Below are 20,342 nucleotides of genomic sequence, written 5' to 3'. Positions count from 1 at the left end.
CGGGCCGCCGCCGCCCGTGCACTGTCAACGGACCCGTGATCACTTTATCCGCCTCGGCATCCGCGAATGGCGAGGCCGGGGGCAGACGCCGACACTGAAGCCTGTCTTCACAGTGCCGGAGAACGGATATGTCAGGGTTGCGGAAGCGTCAGTCGGGACAGGGTATGACGGAATACGTGGTGGTCGTGGCCTTGGTCGCGGTGGCGGCCATCGCGGTGTACCAGTATTTCGGCCAGGTGGTGCGATCGCAGACCGCCGCCATGGCGCGTGAACTTGCCGGCGAAGACGGCGGTGCGCAGAGCCGCGCGGCACAACAGGCGGCGCAAAAAGCGGCGGCGCAGACCAAGGCCCGTTCGCTCAAGTCCTTCACCGGCAATGCCACGGACGCGAAGTGAACGCGCGTTCTTGCGCACCGCTTGCTCAACAGCGCGGCCAGGCGCTGGTGCTGGGTCTGTTGATGGCGGCGGTGGGAGGCATATCCCTGGTCGTGCTGTACAACCTGGGGCAAACCGTGGGAGCGCGGCAGCGGCTGACGCATGCCGCGGACGCGGCCGCCTACAGCGGGGCGCTGGAGCAAGCGCGCGCGCTCAATGCCCTGGCCTACATCAACCGCACACAGATCGCGCATCAGGTCGCCATGGCGCATCTGGTCACGCTGGCTGCCTCGGCGCAGTACGCCCGCACCATGCAATCGCAGCGCGACCGCCGCAATCCGCCCGCCGGGCTGATCGCCATGTTGTTCGGCCCCGATGTGGGGGCAGCCTACCAAACTGTGCGGGCAGTGCCCGACGCCGAGCAGAGGCTCGCGTCGGCGTTTGGCGAGCACGACAGAGTGGTCCACCAGGTTCTGGAAGCAGCCGCGGCGTCCGCTGTTTCAGGCTTGGCGGCTTCGCGCGAACGCATCATGAAGAAAGTGCTGTCCGCCAATCTGTCGGACGATGCTCCGTTGCCCGATGGCGATGCCGCGCATGTCCGGGGCCTGAGCCTGCGGCTGCTGACCGATGGCTGGCCCGGATACGTGGGGCGTCGCCTGGCCACGCGCGAGGCGGGGTTGCGGCCCGCTGTCGAACAAGCGGCGGAACGGTACGGGTTTCTCCACCGCCGCAACGTCACGCGCCGCAATCCGTGGATGGTCCATCCGCTGTGCCCTTTGCATCGCCACGAGTTGCGGCGCCGCGGTTCCACCTGGTTGGGGCCGGATGGACGCTGGGGCGCTCTTGATACCCAGTCCTACCATGCGCTGCGTTTCAACCGCTGGAGGGGCTGCCACTTCCGCGAGTACGCCGTGGGCTGGGGCACGGCGCAAGGCCAGAAGATCAAGGCGCCCGAAGGCCTGGAGTACGTGGAAGAGCCACCGCTCGATTTTTCCGAACAGGATTTCTGGCGCTGGGTGGAGCAGTCGACCAACTGGGATCTGCTCGACGGCTTCACCAATCCCATGGCCAATTCGTACGCCATGGCTGCCGCTCAGCGCTGGCCGGGGCGGGGCCTGCCAGCCTATCGCGACATCGCCTTGCCACGCAGCGGCGATCCCCTGCGTTTCGCGGTGACCGTCCGGCTTGCCGGCGCATCCTTGAAAACCACGGATGGCGACAGCGCAGTCCGGACACCCTTGGGGGCGTTCCGCTATGCCGCACTGGGACCGGAAGACGCCGTCACCGTCACTTCCGCGGCGGAAACCTATTTTGCACGGCCGGAACGCCGGGCCGATGGCCGTGATGAACTTGCCACGCTTTTCCGCCCTTACTGGCAGGCGCGCTTGTCCGCCGTCAGCGCCGCAGAGGCCGCGCAGGCAAGGCGGGCGCCATGAACCGGATCCCCACGCGCCAGCAAGGGCAGGCTCTGGTCGAAGCGTTGCTGATGTTGCCGCTGCTGGCCCTGCTGCTGTGGGCGGCGTCCTGGATTGGCGGATTGCAGTTCACGGCGCAGGAAATGGCACAGGCCAGCCGCAAGACCGCGATGGCCGGCGCCTTGGGGCAACCCATGCGGAATTCGTCCATAGCTGGCGGCATGGCACTCTCGGGCAAGGCCAGCACGTTATCGGGTATCGCACCGGCACAGGTCAACGTCTTGCAGGACGAATGGTTCGGCGTGGATCTGAGACTGCTGTCGGTGACGGCAAGCGCTGCGCGATTCGATCGGGACAGCGCGGCCTGGTTGCGCATCGCCCGCCGCACGCATGTGGCAAGCGGCGCCGGCTATGCGGACGGCGATGCCGACGCGCAGCGCCGGATCGGCCGGGCGCCTACGTCCTGGCACAGGGCGGAACGCGCCTCGGTGGCCGAGGCCCGACGCTTGAAGCCTGTTGTCGATCGCCTGGACGGACCCTGGCGCAGGCCCGGCCTGTCGCTGGACTGGTTGTCTGAATGGGCGGATGTGGTGCCTGGGGAGCGGCTTGCCAGCCGCAAGGGGGCGGGCAAATGATCGGCCTGCGCTTTTCGGCGCCCCTTGCGGGTTTTGCCCCATCACGGGAAGACGGCTGGCGAACCGTGGCTATGACAAAGACGCTGCGTCTGTTGATGGCCGGCGCCGTGGCTGTTGCGGCCGTAGGGTGGCGCAATGTCGCCGCAGCTCAGCATCTCGTGACGGGCGGCGGGGAGGCCGGCGGGAGCAGGCCAGGCGTTACCGCGCTGGAGGCCTTGCGTCTGCCCGCAGGTTCGCGTCGCGGATTGTTAGGGGAAAGCATCTGGTTGCATGGAATCCCGGCGCGTGTGCTGGTGTTCGATGCGCCGCTCAGTACGGCGGAGCTGATCCGTTACCTGTCTGCCCAGCAGCCCGCCCTGGTCAATCTCAACGTGTTGTCAGGTCAGGCGATTCTGTCGGGTAAGGTGGGGCAGGAGCAATGGGTCATCCAGCTGGAAGGCCTGGGCTCCCGTCGGACAGCCGGAAGCATTTCAGCGGTCAGCCTTCTGGCCGTGCCTGAAAGCGCTTCACCTGCCTGGCTGCCCGCCGGCGGTCGCCTCAGGCTGGACATTGCCTTGATGGAGGACGGCGTACGCGTTTCCGAGCGGATCTGGCAATACGCCTTGCCTCCGGGGCAGTTGGCTGCGCAGCTGGAGCAGCACCTGCTCCGGAATGGCTGGCGTCGCATGCCCGTCTCCGAGGATTCGGCGCACTGGTGGGTCCGCTCCGGCTCCCGCATGCGGCTGTCGCTGGTGCCGCTGGACGGTGGCACCGGCCTTCTGGTCAGCGGAAGAGTGCCATGACGAACTGGATCACCCATGTAGCGCCGCGTCTGCGCCGAATGGGCGTGTATGCCATAGCACTGATTGCGGGGCTGGTATCCGCGTGGGCGGTGCGGGAACACGTGCAGCAGCGGGTCCAGGCGTTGGAGGCAGAGGCGCGCACGCCGATGGTCAGCCGGCTGGTCGCGGCGTACGACCTGCCTGCTGGCACGCAACTCGAAGAGGTGCACCTGGCAGTGCGCGAGATTCCGCAGCCTTGGGTGTCCCGGGCCAGCATCGATCCCCTGGATCTTGCCAGTTTGCTTGGCGCCACCTTGCTGGCCGATGTCGCCAATGGTGAGCCCTTGCTGCGGGGGCATCTGACATTCAGTCCTCCGGCCCCGGCCTTGGCGTCCCGCTTGCGCAGCGGGCAACGCGCATTGACCGTGGCGGCGACGGACCTGGGCGGCCTGGCGGAAGTCCTGCGCGTAGGCGATGCCATCGACATCTATGTGAGTTTTTCGCATCGGCAGCGGGAGATGACGGTGCCCCTCCTGCAAGGCATGCGCGTGCTGATGGTGGGAGGCGACGCCGAGGGCGAAACCAAGGGCGGCAATATCACCTTGGCAGCGACGCCGGATGAGGCAATGCGATTCGTGGCGGCGCGGCAGAGCGGGGCGCTGACCGCGATGTTGCGCCATCGCGATGATGCCGCAATGGTCAGCGGCGCCGCGCAGGGCGACCTTGCCACCCTGATCGGATTGGACCTGGAACCCCGGAATGCGCCGGGCGTGGCCATCCTGTACGGAGACAGGCTGGACCCCTCGGCAGGCACAGGAGCAATGGATGTGGAAAGTGCAGGCCCGGCTCGACTTCAGCGGGGGCGGCCATGAGACGCGCCGTCATCAGCATGTTTGCCTGCGTGCTCTGGTTGGCCAATCCCGCAGCGCGGGCGGAGGATGAGGTGATTGAACTTCAGGTGGGTGAAACGCGGATTCTGTCGCACCCCGGGGTCAAGCGCGTGGCGATAGGCAACGGCCAGGTCGTGGGCGCCATCGAGGCCGAAGGGCGCGAGGTCGTGGTCTTTGCCCGCGCCGAGGGTGTTTCGTCACTGCACATCTGGGCAAACGCCGGGCGCGCCAAGGCCTATGAACTGAGGGTCGTGCCAGCCGGCGCGCCGCGTCTGCGGGCAGAGGTCGAGGCCTTGCTTGCCCGCATTCCCGGCGCGCGCAGTACTGAGGTGGGCGGTCGCATCCTGATCGAGGGCGACGATCTTTCCGACGATGACCGATTGCGCATCACGGCCCTGGCGGACCGCTATCCCGCAGTGCTGGACTTTACCGGCCAAGTGGGTTGGGACCGCATGGTGCAGCTGGACGTTCAGGTCGTGGAGATCCCCACCTCAAGGCTGAGGGATCTGGGCGTGCGCTGGGACGGGCTGTCGCAAGGCGGCATCAACGCCGGCCTGGCCTGGGATGCGGGGTCCAGGGGGCGCATGAACCGTCCAGGCGAAGGGATCATAGAAACAGTGGGCCCGGTCTCTTCGGCGGCTGGCTACTTCGGCGTTAATGCGCTGTTGTCGTCCCGGATCGCGATGCTGGCGCAAAGCGGCGAGGCCGTCATGCTGGCCCAACCTCAATTGCTCGCGCGCAGCGGCGCCAGCGCCACCTTCCTGGCCGGCGGAGAGGTTCCTTACTCGTCGACCGACACGCGCGGCAACGCGACCACGATGTTCAAGCCCTATGGCGTCATGCTCAGGATCACCCCTCGCATCGATCGCAACGGGATCATCCGATCCTTGATCGAGGTAGAGGCGAGTTCGGTGGACAACGCGCTGAGCGTGCCGGGCGGACCGGCGCTACGCACGCGCCGCGCATCCACCGAATTCAACGTGCGGTCCGGCGATACGCTGGTCATCGGCGGCTTCCTGTCGCGCGAGCGGGACGAGACCAGCGATGGCCTGCCATGGCTGAAAGACATCCCGGTTCTGGGGGCCTTGTTTTCGTCCCGGCGCTATCAATTGCGGGAAACCGAACTTGCCATATTCGTGACGCCAAAACTGATTACGCAGGCCGAGCCCGCCATGGCGGACCGCGTGCGGCGGGGACGTGGCGTGCTCGAAGCGGCTTTTCCCGTGCCGCCCCGCCTGGGCACCGCCGTGCCTGCCGCGGCAGGGTGGGATGCCCACGCCGGCACCGGTTCGCAGTGGGGCTCGCCGCAAGACGGCGCGCCGATTCCTTCTTCGGAAACTCGGCCATGATCGACGTGGAAATGATGTTTGAAGACGCCTCCGTGCACAGATCCACGGTGGCTGTTCCCGCGTTGATAGGAAGGGGCGCGCATTGCGGGGTGCGCATCGTGAACTGGAGAGTGGGGCGCCAGCACGCCCGCTTGTTGCGCGAAGCGGCGGGGATCGTGCTCGAAGACCTGGGTACGTTGGGCGGAACCCTCGTGAACGGCGCGAGGGTCGTGCGCCACGCCCCGGTGTTGCCCGACGACGAAATACTGATCGGGCCCTGCCGGCTGCGGGTGTCGCTGGCGGACATCCCGGAGCGCAACGGTGGGGCGGACGGCGTGGCGGCAGAAAGCGTCGCCCGCGACATGGCTGCCGTGCAGGAACCGCCGATGCTGCCCGCGCCGGCGACGCCAGTGCCGGTTCTGCCACTGCCACATCCGCTGCAGGAGCGCCGGCGGCTGCACGCGGCGCTGCTGGCGGCGCTGGATCTGCGCCGCCGCGACGTGGCGGGCATGAGCGACAGCATGCTGCGCGCCGAGGCCGAACGGCTGCTGACGCATATCGTCGCCACGGACACCGACTTGCCGCCGGGGGTGGACCGGGCTGCGCTTTGCCGCGAGGTGCTTGACGAAGCCGTCGGCCTGGGGCCGCTGGAGCCCTTGCTCGCCGCTGCCGACATTACGGAGATCATGGTCAATCGCCACGACGAGATCTATGTCGAACGCGCCGGCCGCTTGTCGCGCCATCAGGCGGCCTTTACCAGCGAGCAATCGCTGCGTTGGGTCATAGAGCGCATCGTCACACCCTTGGGGCGACGCATCGATGAAAGTTCTCCGATGGTGGATGCGCGCCTGGCCGACGGGTCCCGGGTGCACGCCATCATTCCGCCGGTGGCCCTTAGGGGCGCCAGCCTGACCATACGCAAATTTCCACAGCGGCGCCCCGGAATGTCCGATCTGATCGCTGCGGGGACGCTGAGCGGCGCCATGGCGCAATTCCTGGCGCTCTGCGTGAGGATGCGCAGGAATCTGGTGGTATCTGGAGGGACCGGGGCGGGCAAGACCACGTTGCTCAACATCCTGTCCAACGAGATTCCCGACGGCGAGCGCGTGGTCACCATCGAAGATGCGGCGGAGCTGCGCCTGAACCATGATCATCTGGTGGCGCTGGAGGCGCGTCCGGCCAACCAGGAGGGGCGAGGGCGCATCGACATCCGCGAACTCGTGCGCAACGCGCTGCGCATGCGGCCAGACCGGATCGTCGTGGGCGAGTGCCGCGGGGCGGAGGCATTCGACATGTTGACCGCCATGAACACCGGGCACGAAGGCTCCCTGACGACGCTGCATGCCAACTCGCCACGCGACGCGCTGGGGCGGCTGGAATCGATGATCCTGATGGCCGGGCTCGATCTGCCTCTGGCCGCCGTGCGCGAGCATATCGCGGCCAGCGTGGATATCTTGGTGCAGCAGGCGAGGCTGGGCGACGGGCGTCGCGTCGTGACGTCGATAGCGGAGATTACGGGCATGGAAAGCGGACGCATACAGCTGCAGGATCTGTTCCGCTACGACCGCATGGGCGGCTTCACGGGCTGCGGCGCCTTGCCCGGCTTTGCGCGCGAATGGACGCAGGCCGAGGAGGCCTTCGATCCCGCCTGGTTCTCCAACACCGAGCAGGCGGCGCCGGGGACCACCGTCTTTGCGCAAGGAGCGACATGATCTGGCTATCTGCGGGAGCCGCCATGGTATGCGTGCTGCTGCTGGCGTGGCGTGCCCAACACTGGTTTGCGCCAGCGCTGCGCCGCTACCGCGAGGTCTACACCCAGGAGGCGGGCCTGCGTCTGAGCGAGGTGTTCTTGTTCATAGACCCCGCCCAATTGTGGGCTGGCGCGGTGGCTTGCGCGGCGATGGCGGCGGCCTTGGCCTTTGCTGCGACGGGCAGCGGCTTTGTCGCCGCCTTGGCCGCGGCGCTTGCCTCGCGCCTGCCCAGGACGCTGGTGAATGGGTTGCGGCGGCGCCGTGCCCGGCGGTTCGAGCAGCAACTGCCGATGGCGCTGTTGATGCTCGCCTCCGCCCTGCGCGCTGGCGTGGCATTGACCACCGGCCTGCGCCACGTCGTCGAGCAGAGCAGCGCGCCCTTGGCCCAGGAGTTCGGCCTGATGTTGCGCGAGCAGCGCATGGGCGTGCCATGGGACGGCGCGCTTGAAAACCTGCGTGGCCGCATGCCGGCCGATTCGACCGCGCTCGTCGTAGCGGCCATGCGCATTGCGGCGCAGACGGGAGGCAACCTGGCAGAGGCGCTGGAAAGCATCGCGCAGACCCTGCGCGCCCGCCTGCAGTTGCAGGCGAAGCTGCTGGCGCTGACTTCGCAGGGACGTATGCAGGCCTGGATCGTGGGCGCTTTGCCTTTGCTGCTGCTTGCCGTGCTGGACCGGCTGGAGCCGGAAATCATGGGCCTGCTGTGGCATACGCCCGTGGGTTGGGGCGTGTTGGCGATCGTGGCGGTACTGGAGACCGCGGGCATGCTGCTGATCCGGCGCATTGTCCGGATCGATATCTGACGGGAGCGGATGCGATGTGGCTGTACTTGAGCCTGTTGACGGCCGCCCTGGCTGCGGGATGGTTGGCATGGGTGGTTTTTAAGCCATTGCTGCTGGACAGCGAGGGTGCGTCGTCCGCCTTGCCGTGGTGGTGGCGAGCGGCCTGGCCCTGGATTTCCGCGGTGGCGCCCGTGGCAGGGCCTTTATGTTCCTGGCGTTGGCGCATACGGCTGACTCGCGCCATCGAGCGGGCGGCGCTTCCCGCCGGCATCAGCTACGCGCATGTCGCGGCGCTGTGTTGGAGCGCGGCCATGGCTGCCGGCGGGTTGACTGCGGCGGTCGCCATCGTCTTGGCGCAGGCGCAGTCCTGGGAATGGATTCCCTGGATGGTAGCGTCAGCGCTGGCGGCAGGCGCCGCGCCGGGGCTTTGGTTGCGCAGTTTGAGCAGCAACCGGCGACGCAGCATCGAACGCGACCTGCCTTTCGTGTTCGACATGATGACCTTGTGTGTGGAAGCGGGGCTGAGCGTGCATGGGGCATTGCAGATGGCCGCCCAGAGCGGACCGGCGGGCATACTGCGAGATGCCCTGGCTGACGCGCTGGCAGAGATGCGTGCGGGGGTTTCCAGGACCGCCGCGATCAAGGCCTTGGCGGAACGCAGCAATAGCCCGCTTGCGCGTAACTGGGCGGCCGCCCTGGCGCAGGCCGAAGGGCTCGGGATAAGCCTGGGTCCAGTATTGCGGGCACAGGCGGCGCAAGCCCGCAGCGATCGTCACGTGCGTGCGGAACAGCTGGCGATGCAGGCTCCGGTGAAGATGCTGCTGCCGCTGATCGGCTGCATCTTTCCCTGCACGTTCATCGTGCTGGCCTTTCCGGTCATGGTGCAATTGCTGCAGAGCGTGCAATGACTGGCGGTCAGCCATCGGCGCGGCGCGGCGGACTCAGGCTACTCAAGGTCGCCAGCTGCTGCGGCCGCGCGCGCGGCTTGCTGGGACGCAAGCCGCCGGGGCCGCGGTCCGGCATCTTGCTGATGCATTGCGCCGCGGTGCATACCTTTGGCATGCGCTATGCCATCGACGTGGCATTCATATCGCGGCAGGGAAGGGTGCTTGCGGTGCGCAGGGCGCTGGCGCCCTGCCGCGTGGCGTCATGCCTGGGCGCCGTTGCCGTCGTCGAGATGCGCGCCGGCGTTCTCGATACCGAATACGGAGGTATAGGCAGGATAGAAGCTGCAGTACAGCACGCCACCCGCGGCGATATTGAAGGGAATCTGCAGCGTGCCGGCAAGCTGGGGTGACAGGCCGATGGCGACCAGGAGGCCGGCGCACAGGTCGATGAAAAGAAACACCAGGATCCAGGTGGCGCCGTAGACCAGGAACGGCAGCTTGTTGCGCCAGCAGGCGATGCCGGAGAAGAACAGCGCCTGGACCAGGCGCAGCCCATGCCAGGCGACCAGGACGGGGGCGTGCCAGAACAGCGCGGCGATCACGACATACACGATCGCGAACAAAGTCAGCGGAACGGCCATGGCAGACAGGATGGGCTCCATGGACTTTTCCACGGAGGCAATGCGCATGCCCTCGACCATCGCGTCCGTGAATGGCAGGAAGATGATCAGGCCGGTCGCAATGCAGAGCGCCGCGTACAGCAGCCCCATCAGGAACAGTTTCCTGAATACGCCAGGCTGCTTGAGCGGCTTGGCCCACATCGAGGGCAGCATGATGCGGTCGGCTTCGACATGCTTGCACGCCGATAGCGTCATCAGCGTGATGATGGGCATCAGCGCCACCACCAGTATGGGTCCGACCGGCGGCGTCGCGGTGGCGAAGATGACCAGAAGGCTGATGGCCATGGCCCAGGTGAACATGGCCAGAGGTTGCTTGCGGAACAGACGGAAGCCGTCTCGGACCCATTGCCAGCCGGATGTCGCGGGGAGGAATGCTGCTTGCATGGCTCTTTAAAGGGGGGTGATCTCTCAAAAAGGGACGCGCTATCCCCATTATGGGGGGAGCAACGGTTACGGCAATATTGGCAGGCCAGGGCGGTGGCGCGCTTGCAACACTCTTTCGAAATGCCGGGGGTCGTGCGGTTTCAGGGTCTGAGCCGGCCGCGGCAGGAAAAAGTCATACAGGCGCGATATCCAGAAGCGCAGCGCGGCGGCCCGCAGCATCAGCGGCCAGACCTCGCGTTCCGCGTCGGTGAACGGGCGCACGGCCGCGTAGGCTGCCAACCAGGACTCGACCAGTTCGGGCACGAATTCACCCGTGTCGCGTTCGATGCACCAGTCGTTGACGCTCACCGCCACGTCGAACAGCCAGGTGTCGCAGCCGGCGAAGTAGAAGTCGATGATGCCGCCCATGAGCGGATCTTCGAAGGTGCCGGCGAACAGGACGTTGTCCCGGAACAGGTCGCAGTGGGCCGGGCCGGTCTGCAATGTCTGCCAGGCCGGCGTCGCGGCGGCGGCCTGCTGGTCGGCCAGCTCCGCCGACAGCAGTTGGGCCTGCGCCGGTTCCAGGAAGGGCATGACCTTGGGTGCCGTTTCCAGCCACCAGGACAGTCCGCGCAGGTTGGGCTGGTGCAGCGGAAAGTCGCGTCCGGCCAGGTGGGCGCGGGCCAGCGTGGCACCGGCCAGGGCGCAATGCGCCGGGCCGGGAGCGGGTTCGTAGCCGCCGGGCAGGCGTGAAACGATGGCGCAGGGCTTGCCGTGCAGGGTCGTCAGGCGAGTGCCGTCGCGCAGGGTCTGGGGCCGGGGCACGGGAATGCCGCGCTCGGCCAGGTGGTACATCAGCTCGATATAGAAAGGCAACTGGGCCTGCGTCAGCACCTCGAACAGCGTCAGCACATATTCGCCGCGGGTCGTGTACAGGAAGTAGTTGGTATTCTCGATACCCGCCGTAATCCCCCGAAGCGAGACAAACTCGCCCAGATCGAAATGCGCCAGTAGGGCGCGAGCGTCGTCTTCGGAGACAGGGGTGAATACGGCCATTGATATGCGGGATCTAGGGGTTGACGGGCGCGCGCGCATGCCGGTTTCGGCTGCGGCGGCGCAATTTTAGACCACATGGCGGGCCAGTCTGTCCGACTTGCGGTGGAGCGGATACGGCCGCCCGCCAGACACAAAGCCGCCAAGCACCGTAAAATACCGCATCCCCTTGTTTTGTAGAGTGATTCTTGGACTCCCCCGACTGGCGGCTGTGCGTCGCCCCCATGATCGATGTGACCGACCGCCATTGCCGTTATTTCCACCGGCTGCTGGCGCCGCGCGCACGCTTGTACACGGAAATGATCACCACCGGCGCGTTGCTGCACGGCAATGTCGAGCGGCACCTGGACTTTGACGAGGCCGAGCATCCCGTGGCCTTGCAATTGGGCGGCAGCGAACCCGACGCCCTGGCGCATTCGGCCAGGCTGGGAAAAAAGTGGGGTTACGACGAGATCAACCTGAATTGCGGTTGCCCGTCAGAACGGGTGCAGAAGGGCGCGTTCGGCGCCTGCCTGATGGCGGAGCCCGCCCTGGTGGCCGATTGCATGAAGGCCATGCAGGATGCCGTGGATATCCCTGTCACCGTCAAACACCGGCTTGGCCTGGATTACGACGAGTCCTACGCGTTTGTCCGCGATTTCGTCGGCAAGATCTACGACACCGGCTGCCGGGTGTTCATCGCCCATGCCCGCAATGCGGTACTCAAGGGCCTGACGCCCAAGGACAACCGCGAGATTCCGCCGCTGCGCTACGACGTGGTGCGGCAATTGAAGCGCGACTTCCCGGATTGCACGTTCGTGCTCAACGGCGGTCTGGCCGACGCCGAGCAGTCCGTGCGCGCCGCGGGCGATTTCGACGGCGTCATGCTGGGCCGGGCTGCCTGGCACACGCCGCGAGTGCTGTCCGAGGTGTCCTTGCAGCTATGGCCGTCGCTGCGGCTGCCCAGCGATGCGCAGGTGGTGGACGCGATGATGGGATATGCGACGCGGCAGGTCGCGCGGGGCGTGCCCCTGCGGGTGATGACGCGGCCCATGCTGGGGCTGGTGAATGGCCAGTCCGGTGCGCGCCGCTGGCGCCGCATGCTGTCCGATCCGGCCCTGCTGGCCGCGAACAACCCTGAACTGATCTACGATGCCTGGCGCAGCCAGCGGCATGCGCCGGATATGCGCGGCGCCGCGATCGAAGCGGCGCCGGCTGGGGTTTGACGAGGGGCCAGCCAAGCTGGCCGCGGGCTCAGGACTTGGCCGGTTCGGCGCTTTCCGTGGGCCAATCGCGGATATAGGCCTTCAGCATGTTGTTTTCGAATTGCTGGGCCGCCACGATGGCCTGGGCCATGTCGTAGAACGAAATGACGCCCATCAGGGTGGGGCCGTCCATGACCGGAATGTAGCGCGCGTGCTTTTCGAGCATCAGGCGCTGCACTTCGTCGGCGCTGGTGTTGGGGGACACGCTGACCGGGGCATCGTCCATGATGGAACGGATGGTGGTGTCGCCGGCGCCGCCATGCGCATGCATGTGGCGGATGATCTCGCGGAACGTGAGCATGCCGGTCAGCGTCCCGAATTCCATGATCACCAGCGAGCCTATGTCCTGCTCGCTCATTGTTTGCACGGCCTGGGACACAGGCATGTCGGGCGACGCCGTATAGAGCGTATCGCCCTTGACGCGCAAAATCTCGCTGACCTTCAACATCGGTTCCTCCTGGGCGGTTTACGCCCTAATGCTATTTGCTAATTCTTTTTCGCTTCCAGCTGCAGCACGGGAGCGATTCCATTTTCGGTATTTTGCGCTTCTCCGCAGACTTCTTCCAGCGTGGGCGCATTTTGCTGGGAAATCACGGCCGAGGCGACTCGCAATATCTCGGGGTCATTGCGGACCCTGGGCTGGCCGCGGTCCAGCAGAAAACGGTCCACCACGGGTTCCATCGAGGTTTGCCGGGCGTCGCAGGTCAGAACCCAGAGGCCTTCGGGGCTGCGCGTCGCCAAGCCCATTTCAGCCAGGGTTTCGAGGACTTCGTTCAGTTCGTCCTGGTGCAGGCGCAATTGCGCGGCCAGCAGATTGGCGGGCAGTCCGGGTGGATTGGCCGTCTGCGCCTGGCGCAGCGTGCGCAGCGCATCCACGGCGTCCACGAAGGGCGCGCCCGGATAGCGGTTGATTTCCCAGCGGCCCAGCCGGATCAGCGGCGCGCTGGACGCCAGGATGGCTCCCAGCAGCACGGCCAGCCATGACAGGTAGATCCAGAGCAGGAAGATGGGCAGGGTGGCGAATGCGCCGTAAATGACGGTGTAGGTGGGGAAGCGGGTCAGGTAGTAGGCGAAAGCCGACTTCATGATTTCCAGCACGATCGCGGTCACGCAGCCCCCGACAAGGGCATCGCGCCAGAGAACCTCGCGGTTCGGGACCATGACGAACAGCGTGGCAAAACCCAGGGCGGTCAACACCAGCGGGATGAACGACACCGCAACGCTGACGGCTTCGGGCACGTCCCGCACCAGGCCCAGCGATTCGCGCGCCACGAACGAAGTCGCCCAAAGGCTGGCGCCGGCCACGACGGGGCCCAGCGTGATGATGGCCCAGTACACCAGCGCGCGCTGCCGCAGCGGGCGTTGGCGCGTCACGTGCCAGATGTCGTTGAACGCCTTGTCGATCGTCATGATCAGCAACAGCGAGGTGATCAGCAGGAATACGCCGCCGATGGCGGTCAGGCGTGAAGCCTGGCGCGCGAACTGATTCAGGTAATCCATGATGTTGTCCGAGACGGACGGCGGCATCAGGCTGTTGGTCAGGAAATCCTCGAGCGCGACGCGGAATTCCTGGAATACCGGAAAAGCAGTAAACAGCGACAGGACCACGGCCAGCATCGGCACGATGGCCAGGACGGTCGTGAAGGTGAGGCTGGACGCGACCTGCAGCAGTTTCTCTTCGCTGGCGCGTTCGGCGCTGAAGCGCACAACACGTCCGGCCCTCGCGATCCATGAAGAGCGCGAGGTCGAGTGCTCGGTGGCCGCCGGCGTCGCGGCGGCAGGCTCGGCGGGGCGATTCATCAGGCGATAATAGCAGCATGAACCCTGAACTCAACCCCCGCTTGCGCCTGCTGGCCTCGGTATCGCTGTTCGCCCTGATCGTGCTTTGCGTCACCTGGGAAACCGTGGTGGCGCCGCTGCGGCCGGGCGGTTCCTGGATGCTGCTCAAGGCCCTGCCGCTGGCGTTTCCGCTGCGCGGCATCCTGCGCGGCAATCTTTATACCTATCAGTGGGCCTCGATGCTGTCGCTGCTCTACCTGATGGAGGGCGCGGTGCGGGCCATGTCGGATCCGGCTCCGCTATCCGTGTTGATGGCCTGGGGCGAGATCCTGCTGTCGGCCATTTTCTTCCTTAGCGCCATTTTCTACGTGCGGCCTGCCAAACGGGCTGCCAGGAGGCAACGCGCATGAGCGCCCATACGTTGTCCGACCTGCGCGTCGTCAATTCCTTTGCGGCATTGCCCGCAGCCTTCTACACCCGGCTTGCGCCTCAGGCCTTGAATAATCCGCGCTTGCTGCACGGCAATGCGGAAGCGGCGGAACTGATCGGCCTGGACCCGTCGGCCCTGTCCACGCCCGAGTTCCTGAGCGTGTTTTCCGGCGCCCAACCGCTGCCAGGCGGCGATACGCTCGCGGCGGTCTACAGTGGCCATCAGTTCGGCGTCTGGGCCGGCCAGTTGGGCGATGGCCGCGCCCATCTGTTGGGCGAGGTCGAGGGGCCGCAGGGCAATTGGGAGCTGCAGCTCAAGGGGTCGGGCATGACGCCGTATTCGCGCATGGGCGACGGCCGCGCGGTGCTGCGCTCGTCGGTGCGCGAGTACCTGGCCAGCGAGGCCATGCACGGGCTGGGCGTGCCCACGACGCGGGCGCTGGCGCTGGTGGTGTCCGACGACCCGGTCATGCGGGAAACGGTGGAGACAGCCGCAATTGTGACGCGTATGTCCCCCAGTTTCGTGCGCTTCGGCTCTTTCGAGCATTGGTCGTCGCGCCGCCAGCCCGACATGCTGAAGACGCTGGCGGATTACGTCATAGACCGTTATTACCCGGAATGCCGGGAAGCGGGAACGGGCGAGCCCTCGAATGACGTGATGCCCTATATCAACCTGCTGCGCGCCGTCACCCGGCGTACGGCGCTGCTGATGGCGGACTGGCAGGCGGTGGGCTTCTGCCATGGCGTGATGAATACCGACAACATGTCCATATTGGGGCTGACGCTGGATTATGGCCCCTACGGTTTCATGGACGGTTTCCGGCTGGGCCATGTCTGTAATCACTCGGACTCGGAAGGGCGCTATTCCTGGAACCGCCAGCCGTCCGTCGCCCTCTGGAACCTTTATCGCCTGGGTGGCAGCCTGCACGCGCTGGTGCAGGATGTAGAAGGCCTGCGAGCAGTCCTGGATGAATTTGAGCCGGTCTTCACGCGTGCCTTCCATGACCGCATGGGCGCCAAGCTGGGCCTGGTCGCATGGCGACCGGCCGACGAAGCGTTGCTGGACGATCTGCTCAAGCTGATGGACGCCAATCAGGCGGACTTCACCTTGACGTGGCGTCGCCTGGCCGACGCCTTGTCGGGCCAGCGTAGCGCGTTCGAGGACCTGTTCATCGACCGGCCGGCGGCAGGAGCCTGGCTGGATCGCTTGGTGGCGCGGCACGCGCAGGACGGCCGGCCGATACAGGATGTAACCGCAGGCATGAATGGCGTGAATCCGCTATACGTGCTGCGCAATCACCTGGCGGAAGAGGCGATTCGGGCGGCCAAGACCGGCGATGCCAGCGAGATCGATACCTTGATGAGGTTGCTGCGCAACCCCTACGAGGCCCAGCCGGGGTATGAGCGGTATGCGGGTTTGCCGCCGGATTGGGCGGGCAGCCTGGAGGTCAGCTGTTCGTCTTGAAACCGGCCGCCAGCCGAACAACCGGGACATTTACGAAAGCCGTTTTCCCGCGATTTACGGGAAAATAACCATTTGGACAAGGAATATCGCAGTTTTTTTCATTGCAATCATTCGTTTCCATTGTAAAAGACGTAAGATTGTCGCCAACGGAATACCCGGGGACTCTGCGTCCGCGGGGCATTTGTCGATAATCTTCAAAATAAAGCACTCTAAATATGGCTGGCGCAGATGGTTTGCTGTGTATCGGTCTGCTTGAGGATGACGCCGACTTCCGGGAGGAGTTGGCGTTAGGCTTGGGTGGCTATGGTTTCCGGGTGGCATTCGCCTGTGATAATGCCGCGGCGTTTTATCGCCGGTTGCAGGAACAACCCTGCGACATCGTCATTCTTGACGCCCACCTGCCCGGTGAAGACGGTTTCTCCGTGGCGACCCGCCTGCGCGCCCTCAGCCCCGTCGGTATCGTCATGCTGACAGGTCGCAGCGCGCTGGAAGACCGGGTGCGCGGCCTGGAAGGCGGCGCCGATGTCTACATGACCAAGCCAGTGGATCTGCTGGAACTCAGTTCCGTCATCCGTAGTTTGGCTCGTCGGATGCGTCTTGCGAAGGCGCCTCGGCCGGTGGATGCGGAAACGCGCGCCACCGCGGACACTTCGTGGTCCCTGCAGGATGGGGGCTGGATCCTGGTTGCGCCGGATGGCGCCTCGCTGCATCTGAGCGCCCAGGAACGGACCTTCCTGGTTGCCCTGATGGATGCCGCCGGCAGCGCGGTCAGCCGTCAGGTCCTGGCGGAATTGTTCCTGCCGGACAGCCCGGGCGGCTTCGAATTGCGCCGCATCGACGTGCTGGTCAGCCGTTTGCGCGCCAAGGCGCAAAGCGCGGGCCTGAAGCTCCCCGTGCTGTCGGTGCGCGGCCAGGGCTACGTGTTCGCGGCCTGAACCCGCCAGAGGCGGTCAAGCCGCCGGAGCGCTGGCCGGCAGGGTGACGACGAAGCGCGTGCCTACGCCTACTTCGCTTTCCATGGTCAGTGTGCCGCCCTGGTTCTGGCAGATGCGCCGGGCCAGGTAGAGCCCAATACCCATGCCCTGGGTTTCGCGGTGCGCTGTGCGCCGGAAATGCGGTTCGAAGATTTTGGCCTGTTCCTCGACGCCTATGCCCGGGCCGCGGTCGGTGACGGCGACCCACGCCATGGGAATGGCGCCCACCCGGGTTTCGCCGGTTTCTATGCGCACGGGCTCATTCGCCGGCGAATACTTGATGGCATTGTGGATCAGGTTGCGTACCACCACGCTGGTCAGCGGACGGTCGCAGTAGACCGGCAGGGAGGGGCTGGCTTGCACCATCAGCGCATGCGCCGTATCGGGCTGCATGGCGGTGACGACATCGAGCACCAGATCCGCCATGTCCGTTTGTTCGCCGCGCGGCATCCAGGCCTGTTCGCCCAGCCTGTCCTGGTTCAGCAACTGATCCATGAGTTCGGTCATCCGTGCGACCGACCGATGAATGCGCGCCAGGCGGTTGTCCACGGCCTCGCCGCTCTCGGCAAGTATCATGTCCAGGGATTGGGCTGCCGCGCTGACGGTGGCCAGCGGTGCGCGCAGTTCGTGCGAGATCAGTGCGTTCATCTGGCGCTGCGTATCCAGCGCGCCGGCCAGTTCTGCCAGCCGCAGTTCGCCTTGGGCAAGGTGTTCCGCGTCGGCGTGCTCGTGGCCTGCGCGTTTCGACCCCAGTTGCGGGTGGCCGTGCTGATGGATCGCCAGCAGGATCAAGGCGCTAGACACCAGCAGCAGTCGCGCCAATTCGGCGATCGTTCCTGCCGCGGCCTGGGGCAGCCAGGCGTCCTGTCCCAGCAGCCAGGCCGAGATGCCATAGGCGCCGGCCAAGGCCAGCGCGGCCGCTCGCGCTGGCGACGGACTGGCGGCGCGGACCATGAACCAGGTGGCCAGCGGCAGACTGGCGATGGCGCAGGCCCCGGCGATGGCGGCGGACACGACGCCGTTGCCCGGGGCGTATGCGACGATCAGCGCCAGTACCGCTACCAGCGTCAAGGCCAGGCTGGCCCAGCGGCAGGCCGTCGCCAGTTTGTCGGCGGATGCTTCTTTGAGGATGGGCGCCGTGAGCGCCAGCAGGGCGGCATAGGAGCCGGCTTGCAGCGCCGCCGCCGGCAACAGCGTGGGCATGGAGCGGAAAACCCCTTCGATCAACATGAAGGCCAGCCCCGCGCCGAAAATGGCATTGCGGGTGGCCGCCCATGCGACTGCGCAGGCCACGCCACAGGCCGTGGCGACGCCGGCTGTCAGGCCCAGATGCAGGTCTTCGTGTGAAACGCCTACGCCGTAGGCCAGCGCCGCGTCGGGGCCGAGCAAGGCGCATAGCAGCATCCCCACGCGAGGCAGCATGGCTTGCCGAACCGCGGAGGCGTTACCGGTGCGCCGCAGGCGGGAAGGCCAGCGGGCGCGAAAAAGCCAACAGATGCGAAGCAGCATGCCTTCCGTCAACTGGAAACCCATGGATGATCAGGTGCGATGTCGTGCGTCTGGGCGGAGTTTACGACAGGCCCGCGCATGGCATGGACGCCCAGGCCCGCCAGGACGTTTTGCGTGGCAATGTCTGGCACGTCCTCGGCGTAGACCGCGATATTCAGCGCGGCCGCGGTGGCCACCACCGTCGCGGCGAGGTGCTGGCTGCCCGGACTGTGGAGCAGGCCGGCGATGAAGCCGCCGCACAGCTTCAGATAGGACAAGGGGAATTCGTGCAGGTGCTCGATGGCGCCGAACTGGTACGACAGTCGGCTTACACCGACGCGGGCGCCCGCAGCCACGACGATGTCGCAAAGCGGGTGCAGGTCGGTTCCCTGAGCGGCCAGGGCCGCCGCGTCAATTTCCACGATCAGGCGCGCGCTCAGGGCGGGGCGGTCGGCCAGCATGCGTTGAAGCCTGGACTGGAACGACGGTTGGGCGATCGAAGCCAGCGAAATTGGTACTGCCAGCGCGCCGGGGCGTGCGTACAGCCAGTCCAGCCCCAGGCGGATGGCTTGTATGTCGCATTCGGCGGACAGGCCGAGGCGGACGGCGGGAGGCATGAAGATCGAAGCCGGAACGGGGGCGGCGCCGCTGGTGTCGTGCAGGGTCAGGCTGGCTTCCTGGTGCAGCAGGCCGCCGGAAAGATCGTGCAGAGGCTGCACGGACAACGAGAACCTGTGTTGTTCGAGCGCCGTGACCAGAGCGTCATGCCAGCTGTATTCGCCGATGTGCGTGCTGTCCGGCGCGCGGCTGGCCGAGGCTATCTGGTCGTCGTCGGCGCTTTCGGCGCACATCAGCGCGTGATCCAGTCGTGCCAGGATGTCGCTCATGCTGTCTCCTGGCGCGTAGGTGGCCATCGCCAGGGCCCAGCGGCAGGATTCATGCTTGTCCATGGGCACGCGCAGCGAGCGCAGTTCGCGCCGCACACGCTCGGCCAGCAGGCTGGCCTGAGGCGCCGAGGCGCGGGGCAGCAGCAGCGCAAAATCCGAACCGCTGATGCGCGCGAGCATGGCCCCCGGAGCGCCGAATTCAGCGACCAGCTTGCGCAGCCGGTCCGAAGACGAGCGCAGCCACTGGTCCGTGAACGCGCGCGAGAGGTGCCGGTTGATCTGCGCCAAATCGCGTTGACGAAACATCAGCAGATGGCCGCCCGCATCAGGGTCCTTGTCCGCCAGCGCCAATCTGAATTGGTCGACAAAATACTTGCGGTTGTGCAGCCGGGTGACGGGATCCCTGTAGATCTCGCTCTGTAGCGATTCGATCCGAGCATTCTGTTCCTGGACCGTGGCGGCGACCAGGCGTTGCGCGTCCACCAGCGCCTGGTCGACACCCGCCTGTTCGCTGGCGCCATTCGATGTCTTGCGGTCGCCAGGCGCGAGCGCGCGCTCGCGTTCACGGACGTCGCGCGAGATGCGCGCTTCTATTCGCCGCGCCAGATTCACGCAGAACAGGGCCCACAGCAGGCCCGCGGCCAGCACCAGTCCCAGGACCCGCACGCCGCCTTGCCATAGCGTATCGCGAGCAGTCCGCGAATCTGCTTGCACGGTCACGACGCCTTGTGAACTGCCGTCTGGCGCAGCGTAAGGCCGCGATACGGCGGGTGCGGCCATGTTCAGCCAGGCATCACGCCAATCGTGCTCTCTGGTTTGTGGGTCGGTTTGCGGCGTTTGCCGTTCGACGACAGGCGCCCCATTGTCGTCCGCGATGCGCACCAGCGCATATTCCCCTCCTGCAAACATGTCATCCACCAGCGCAGTCCGTTCTTCGGGGGCGGCGGCCGCATGCGACAAGGCCCAGGCCAGCGCATTAGCGCCGTCGTCGCTTTGCCGCGCCAACTCCGCGCTCAGATAGCGGTGCGCGGCCAGCATTCCCACCGTCTGTGCGCCGAGCAGAACGAGGCCGATCAGGAGGGCGGTGAAGAAAAGTAGCCGGCGGAATGTGGACATGTATTTGGAGGTTCCCTTCCTGGCCGTTGCGTGGCCTGCAC

20 protein-coding genes and 1 pseudogene are annotated in these 20,342 nt (G+C 66.1%); 14 read left to right on the top strand and 7 right to left on the bottom strand.

Annotated elements, in window-relative coordinates; translation table 11 throughout:
- The first annotated feature begins 128 nt into the window (after positions 1 to 128).
- From AC1RHV_RS29865 to AC1RHV_RS29825, 9 genes are read left to right on the top strand one after another with little or no spacing between them, the layout of a single operon-like run.
- Positions 129 to 395, top strand: coding sequence for a hypothetical protein (locus AC1RHV_RS29865; RefSeq protein ID WP_054458606.1), 267 nt, complete (start codon positions 129 to 131; stop codon positions 393 to 395).
- The gene (locus AC1RHV_RS29860; protein WP_492302560.1) at positions 392 to 1,810 is read left to right on the top strand and encodes a pilus assembly protein TadG-related protein; all 1,419 of its coding nucleotides are present in this window, start codon (positions 392 to 394) and stop codon (positions 1,808 to 1,810) included. Before AC1RHV_RS29865 ends, AC1RHV_RS29860 begins: the two co-directional genes overlap by 4 nt.
- Positions 1,807 to 2,424, top strand: coding sequence for a pilus assembly protein (locus AC1RHV_RS29855; protein ID WP_119450736.1), 618 nt, complete (start codon positions 1,807 to 1,809; stop codon positions 2,422 to 2,424). The genes AC1RHV_RS29860 and AC1RHV_RS29855 overlap by 4 nt, the downstream gene beginning before the upstream one ends.
- A complete protein-coding gene (locus AC1RHV_RS29850) occupies positions 2,421 to 3,206 on the top strand; it encodes a hypothetical protein (RefSeq protein WP_492302558.1) in 786 nt (261 codons plus the stop codon). The genes AC1RHV_RS29855 and AC1RHV_RS29850 overlap by 4 nt, the downstream gene beginning before the upstream one ends.
- Positions 3,203 to 4,057 carry a Flp pilus assembly protein CpaB gene (gene cpaB / locus AC1RHV_RS29845; RefSeq protein WP_119450734.1) on the top strand — a complete coding sequence of 285 codons (855 nt, stop codon included), beginning with the start codon at positions 3,203 to 3,205 and terminating at the stop codon, positions 4,055 to 4,057. The genes AC1RHV_RS29850 and cpaB overlap by 4 nt, the downstream gene beginning before the upstream one ends.
- Entirely contained in the window at positions 4,054 to 5,424 is a 1,371-nt protein-coding gene (locus AC1RHV_RS29840; RefSeq protein ID WP_492302556.1) for a type II and III secretion system protein family protein, read from the top strand. Before cpaB ends, AC1RHV_RS29840 begins: the two co-directional genes overlap by 4 nt.
- Entirely contained in the window at positions 5,421 to 7,115 is a 1,695-nt protein-coding gene (locus AC1RHV_RS29835) for a TadA family conjugal transfer-associated ATPase (RefSeq protein ID WP_492302554.1), read from the top strand. Before AC1RHV_RS29840 ends, AC1RHV_RS29835 begins: the two co-directional genes overlap by 4 nt.
- Positions 7,112 to 7,957 carry a type II secretion system F family protein gene (locus tag AC1RHV_RS29830; protein ID WP_119450731.1) on the top strand — a complete coding sequence of 282 codons (846 nt, stop codon included), beginning with the start codon at positions 7,112 to 7,114 and terminating at the stop codon, positions 7,955 to 7,957. Before AC1RHV_RS29835 ends, AC1RHV_RS29830 begins: the two co-directional genes overlap by 4 nt.
- Positions 7,958 to 7,971: 14 nt before the next feature.
- Positions 7,972 to 8,844, top strand: a complete 873-nt coding sequence (locus tag AC1RHV_RS29825) for a type II secretion system F family protein (protein WP_054458590.1) — start codon at positions 7,972 to 7,974, stop codon at positions 8,842 to 8,844.
- A 7-nt stretch (positions 8,845 to 8,851) separates the two neighbouring features.
- On the opposite strand, the gene AC1RHV_RS29820 is transcribed toward AC1RHV_RS29825, so the two are convergent.
- Entirely contained in the window at positions 8,852 to 8,998 is a 147-nt protein-coding gene (locus AC1RHV_RS29820; protein WP_225589319.1) for a hypothetical protein, read from the bottom strand.
- Between AC1RHV_RS29820 and AC1RHV_RS29815 the strand changes: the two are divergent.
- A pseudogene (locus AC1RHV_RS29815) lies at positions 8,967 to 9,074 on the top strand (DUF192 domain-containing protein); the annotation flags it as partial. The gene AC1RHV_RS29820 and the pseudogene AC1RHV_RS29815 sit on opposite strands and share 32 nt — an antisense overlap.
- A 9-nt stretch (positions 9,075 to 9,083) precedes the next feature.
- Here AC1RHV_RS29815 and AC1RHV_RS29810 read toward each other — a convergent pair.
- Together AC1RHV_RS29810 and AC1RHV_RS29805 are read right to left on the bottom strand one after the other, a co-directional pair.
- Positions 9,084 to 9,887: a BPSS1780 family membrane protein gene (locus AC1RHV_RS29810; RefSeq protein WP_054458588.1), complete on the bottom strand. Its 804-nt coding sequence runs from the start codon at positions 9,885 to 9,887 to the stop codon at positions 9,084 to 9,086.
- Between the two features lie 66 nt (positions 9,888 to 9,953).
- Positions 9,954 to 10,922, bottom strand: a complete 969-nt coding sequence (locus AC1RHV_RS29805; RefSeq protein WP_119450729.1) for a homoserine kinase — start codon at positions 10,920 to 10,922, stop codon at positions 9,954 to 9,956.
- A gap of 185 nt (positions 10,923 to 11,107) precedes the next feature.
- On the opposite strand from AC1RHV_RS29805, the gene dusA reads away from it, so the two are divergent.
- Positions 11,108 to 12,124, top strand: coding sequence for a tRNA dihydrouridine(20/20a) synthase DusA (gene dusA / locus AC1RHV_RS29800; RefSeq protein WP_082401337.1), 1,017 nt, complete (start codon positions 11,108 to 11,110; stop codon positions 12,122 to 12,124).
- Between the two features lie 28 nt (positions 12,125 to 12,152).
- On the opposite strand, the gene AC1RHV_RS29795 is transcribed toward dusA, so the two are convergent.
- The gene (locus AC1RHV_RS29795) at positions 12,153 to 12,611 is read right to left on the bottom strand and encodes a CBS domain-containing protein (RefSeq protein WP_054458582.1); all 459 of its coding nucleotides are present in this window, start codon (positions 12,609 to 12,611) and stop codon (positions 12,153 to 12,155) included.
- A 38-nt stretch (positions 12,612 to 12,649) separates the two neighbouring features.
- The gene (locus AC1RHV_RS29790) at positions 12,650 to 13,963 is read right to left on the bottom strand and encodes a YihY family inner membrane protein (RefSeq protein WP_054458580.1); all 1,314 of its coding nucleotides are present in this window, start codon (positions 13,961 to 13,963) and stop codon (positions 12,650 to 12,652) included.
- A gap of 17 nt (positions 13,964 to 13,980) precedes the next feature.
- On the opposite strand from AC1RHV_RS29790, the gene AC1RHV_RS29785 reads away from it, so the two are divergent.
- The 3 genes from AC1RHV_RS29785 to AC1RHV_RS29775 all read left to right on the top strand — a co-directional run bounded on the left by AC1RHV_RS29785 (position 13,981) and on the right by AC1RHV_RS29775 (position 16,771).
- Positions 13,981 to 14,352 carry a DUF2069 domain-containing protein gene (locus AC1RHV_RS29785; protein WP_054458579.1) on the top strand — a complete coding sequence of 124 codons (372 nt, stop codon included), beginning with the start codon at positions 13,981 to 13,983 and terminating at the stop codon, positions 14,350 to 14,352.
- Positions 14,349 to 15,836, top strand: a complete 1,488-nt coding sequence (locus AC1RHV_RS29780; RefSeq protein WP_492302550.1) for a protein adenylyltransferase SelO — start codon at positions 14,349 to 14,351, stop codon at positions 15,834 to 15,836. Before AC1RHV_RS29785 ends, AC1RHV_RS29780 begins: the two co-directional genes overlap by 4 nt.
- A gap of 215 nt (positions 15,837 to 16,051) precedes the next feature.
- Positions 16,052 to 16,771, top strand: a complete 720-nt coding sequence (locus AC1RHV_RS29775) for a response regulator transcription factor (RefSeq protein WP_054458575.1) — start codon at positions 16,052 to 16,054, stop codon at positions 16,769 to 16,771.
- A 15-nt stretch (positions 16,772 to 16,786) separates the two neighbouring features.
- Here the strand turns inward: AC1RHV_RS29775 and AC1RHV_RS29770 are convergent, their stop codons facing one another.
- Positions 16,787 to 18,232: a sensor histidine kinase gene (locus AC1RHV_RS29770; protein ID WP_254593371.1), complete on the bottom strand. Its 1,446-nt coding sequence runs from the start codon at positions 18,230 to 18,232 to the stop codon at positions 16,787 to 16,789.
- A 95-nt stretch (positions 18,233 to 18,327) separates the two neighbouring features.
- A complete protein-coding gene (locus AC1RHV_RS29765; protein WP_492302547.1) occupies positions 18,328 to 20,301 on the bottom strand; it encodes an EAL domain-containing protein in 1,974 nt (657 codons plus the stop codon).
- Between the last annotated feature and the right edge of the window lie 41 nt (positions 20,302 to 20,342).

It is taken from the genome of Achromobacter sp. GW823-FHT04E03, from assembly GCF_058796095.1.
The sequence above is the reverse complement of the archived record's forward strand: the minus strand, read 5'-3'. Positions and strand labels throughout refer to the sequence as shown.

Coding starts and splice junctions, on each gene's coding strand:
- AC1RHV_RS29805 (WP_119450729.1), bottom strand. CDS start 10,922: ATGGCCGTATTCACCCCTGTCTCCGAAGACGACGCTCGCGCCCTACTG.
- AC1RHV_RS29830 (WP_119450731.1), top strand. CDS start 7,112: ATGATCTGGCTATCTGCGGGAGCCGCCATGGTATGCGTGCTGCTGCTG.
- AC1RHV_RS29825 (WP_054458590.1), top strand. CDS start 7,972: ATGTGGCTGTACTTGAGCCTGTTGACGGCCGCCCTGGCTGCGGGATGG.
- AC1RHV_RS29770 (WP_254593371.1), bottom strand. CDS start 18,232: ATGCTGCCTCGCGTGGGGATGCTGCTATGCGCCTTGCTCGGCCCCGAC.
- AC1RHV_RS29865 (WP_054458606.1), top strand. CDS start 129: ATGTCAGGGTTGCGGAAGCGTCAGTCGGGACAGGGTATGACGGAATAC.
- cpaB (WP_119450734.1), top strand. CDS start 3,203: ATGACGAACTGGATCACCCATGTAGCGCCGCGTCTGCGCCGAATGGGC.
- AC1RHV_RS29840 (WP_492302556.1), top strand. CDS start 4,054: ATGAGACGCGCCGTCATCAGCATGTTTGCCTGCGTGCTCTGGTTGGCC.
- AC1RHV_RS29820 (WP_225589319.1), bottom strand. CDS start 8,998: ATGCCAAAGGTATGCACCGCGGCGCAATGCATCAGCAAGATGCCGGAC.
- AC1RHV_RS29765 (WP_492302547.1), bottom strand. CDS start 20,301: ATGTCCACATTCCGCCGGCTACTTTTCTTCACCGCCCTCCTGATCGGC.
- AC1RHV_RS29780 (WP_492302550.1), top strand. CDS start 14,349: ATGAGCGCCCATACGTTGTCCGACCTGCGCGTCGTCAATTCCTTTGCG.
- AC1RHV_RS29835 (WP_492302554.1), top strand. CDS start 5,421: ATGATCGACGTGGAAATGATGTTTGAAGACGCCTCCGTGCACAGATCC.
- AC1RHV_RS29785 (WP_054458579.1), top strand. CDS start 13,981: ATGAACCCTGAACTCAACCCCCGCTTGCGCCTGCTGGCCTCGGTATCG.
- AC1RHV_RS29795 (WP_054458582.1), bottom strand. CDS start 12,611: ATGTTGAAGGTCAGCGAGATTTTGCGCGTCAAGGGCGATACGCTCTAT.
- AC1RHV_RS29775 (WP_054458575.1), top strand. CDS start 16,052: ATGGCTGGCGCAGATGGTTTGCTGTGTATCGGTCTGCTTGAGGATGAC.
- AC1RHV_RS29790 (WP_054458580.1), bottom strand. CDS start 13,963: ATGAATCGCCCCGCCGAGCCTGCCGCCGCGACGCCGGCGGCCACCGAG.
- AC1RHV_RS29855 (WP_119450736.1), top strand. CDS start 1,807: ATGAACCGGATCCCCACGCGCCAGCAAGGGCAGGCTCTGGTCGAAGCG.
- AC1RHV_RS29850 (WP_492302558.1), top strand. CDS start 2,421: ATGATCGGCCTGCGCTTTTCGGCGCCCCTTGCGGGTTTTGCCCCATCA.
- AC1RHV_RS29810 (WP_054458588.1), bottom strand. CDS start 9,887: ATGCAAGCAGCATTCCTCCCCGCGACATCCGGCTGGCAATGGGTCCGA.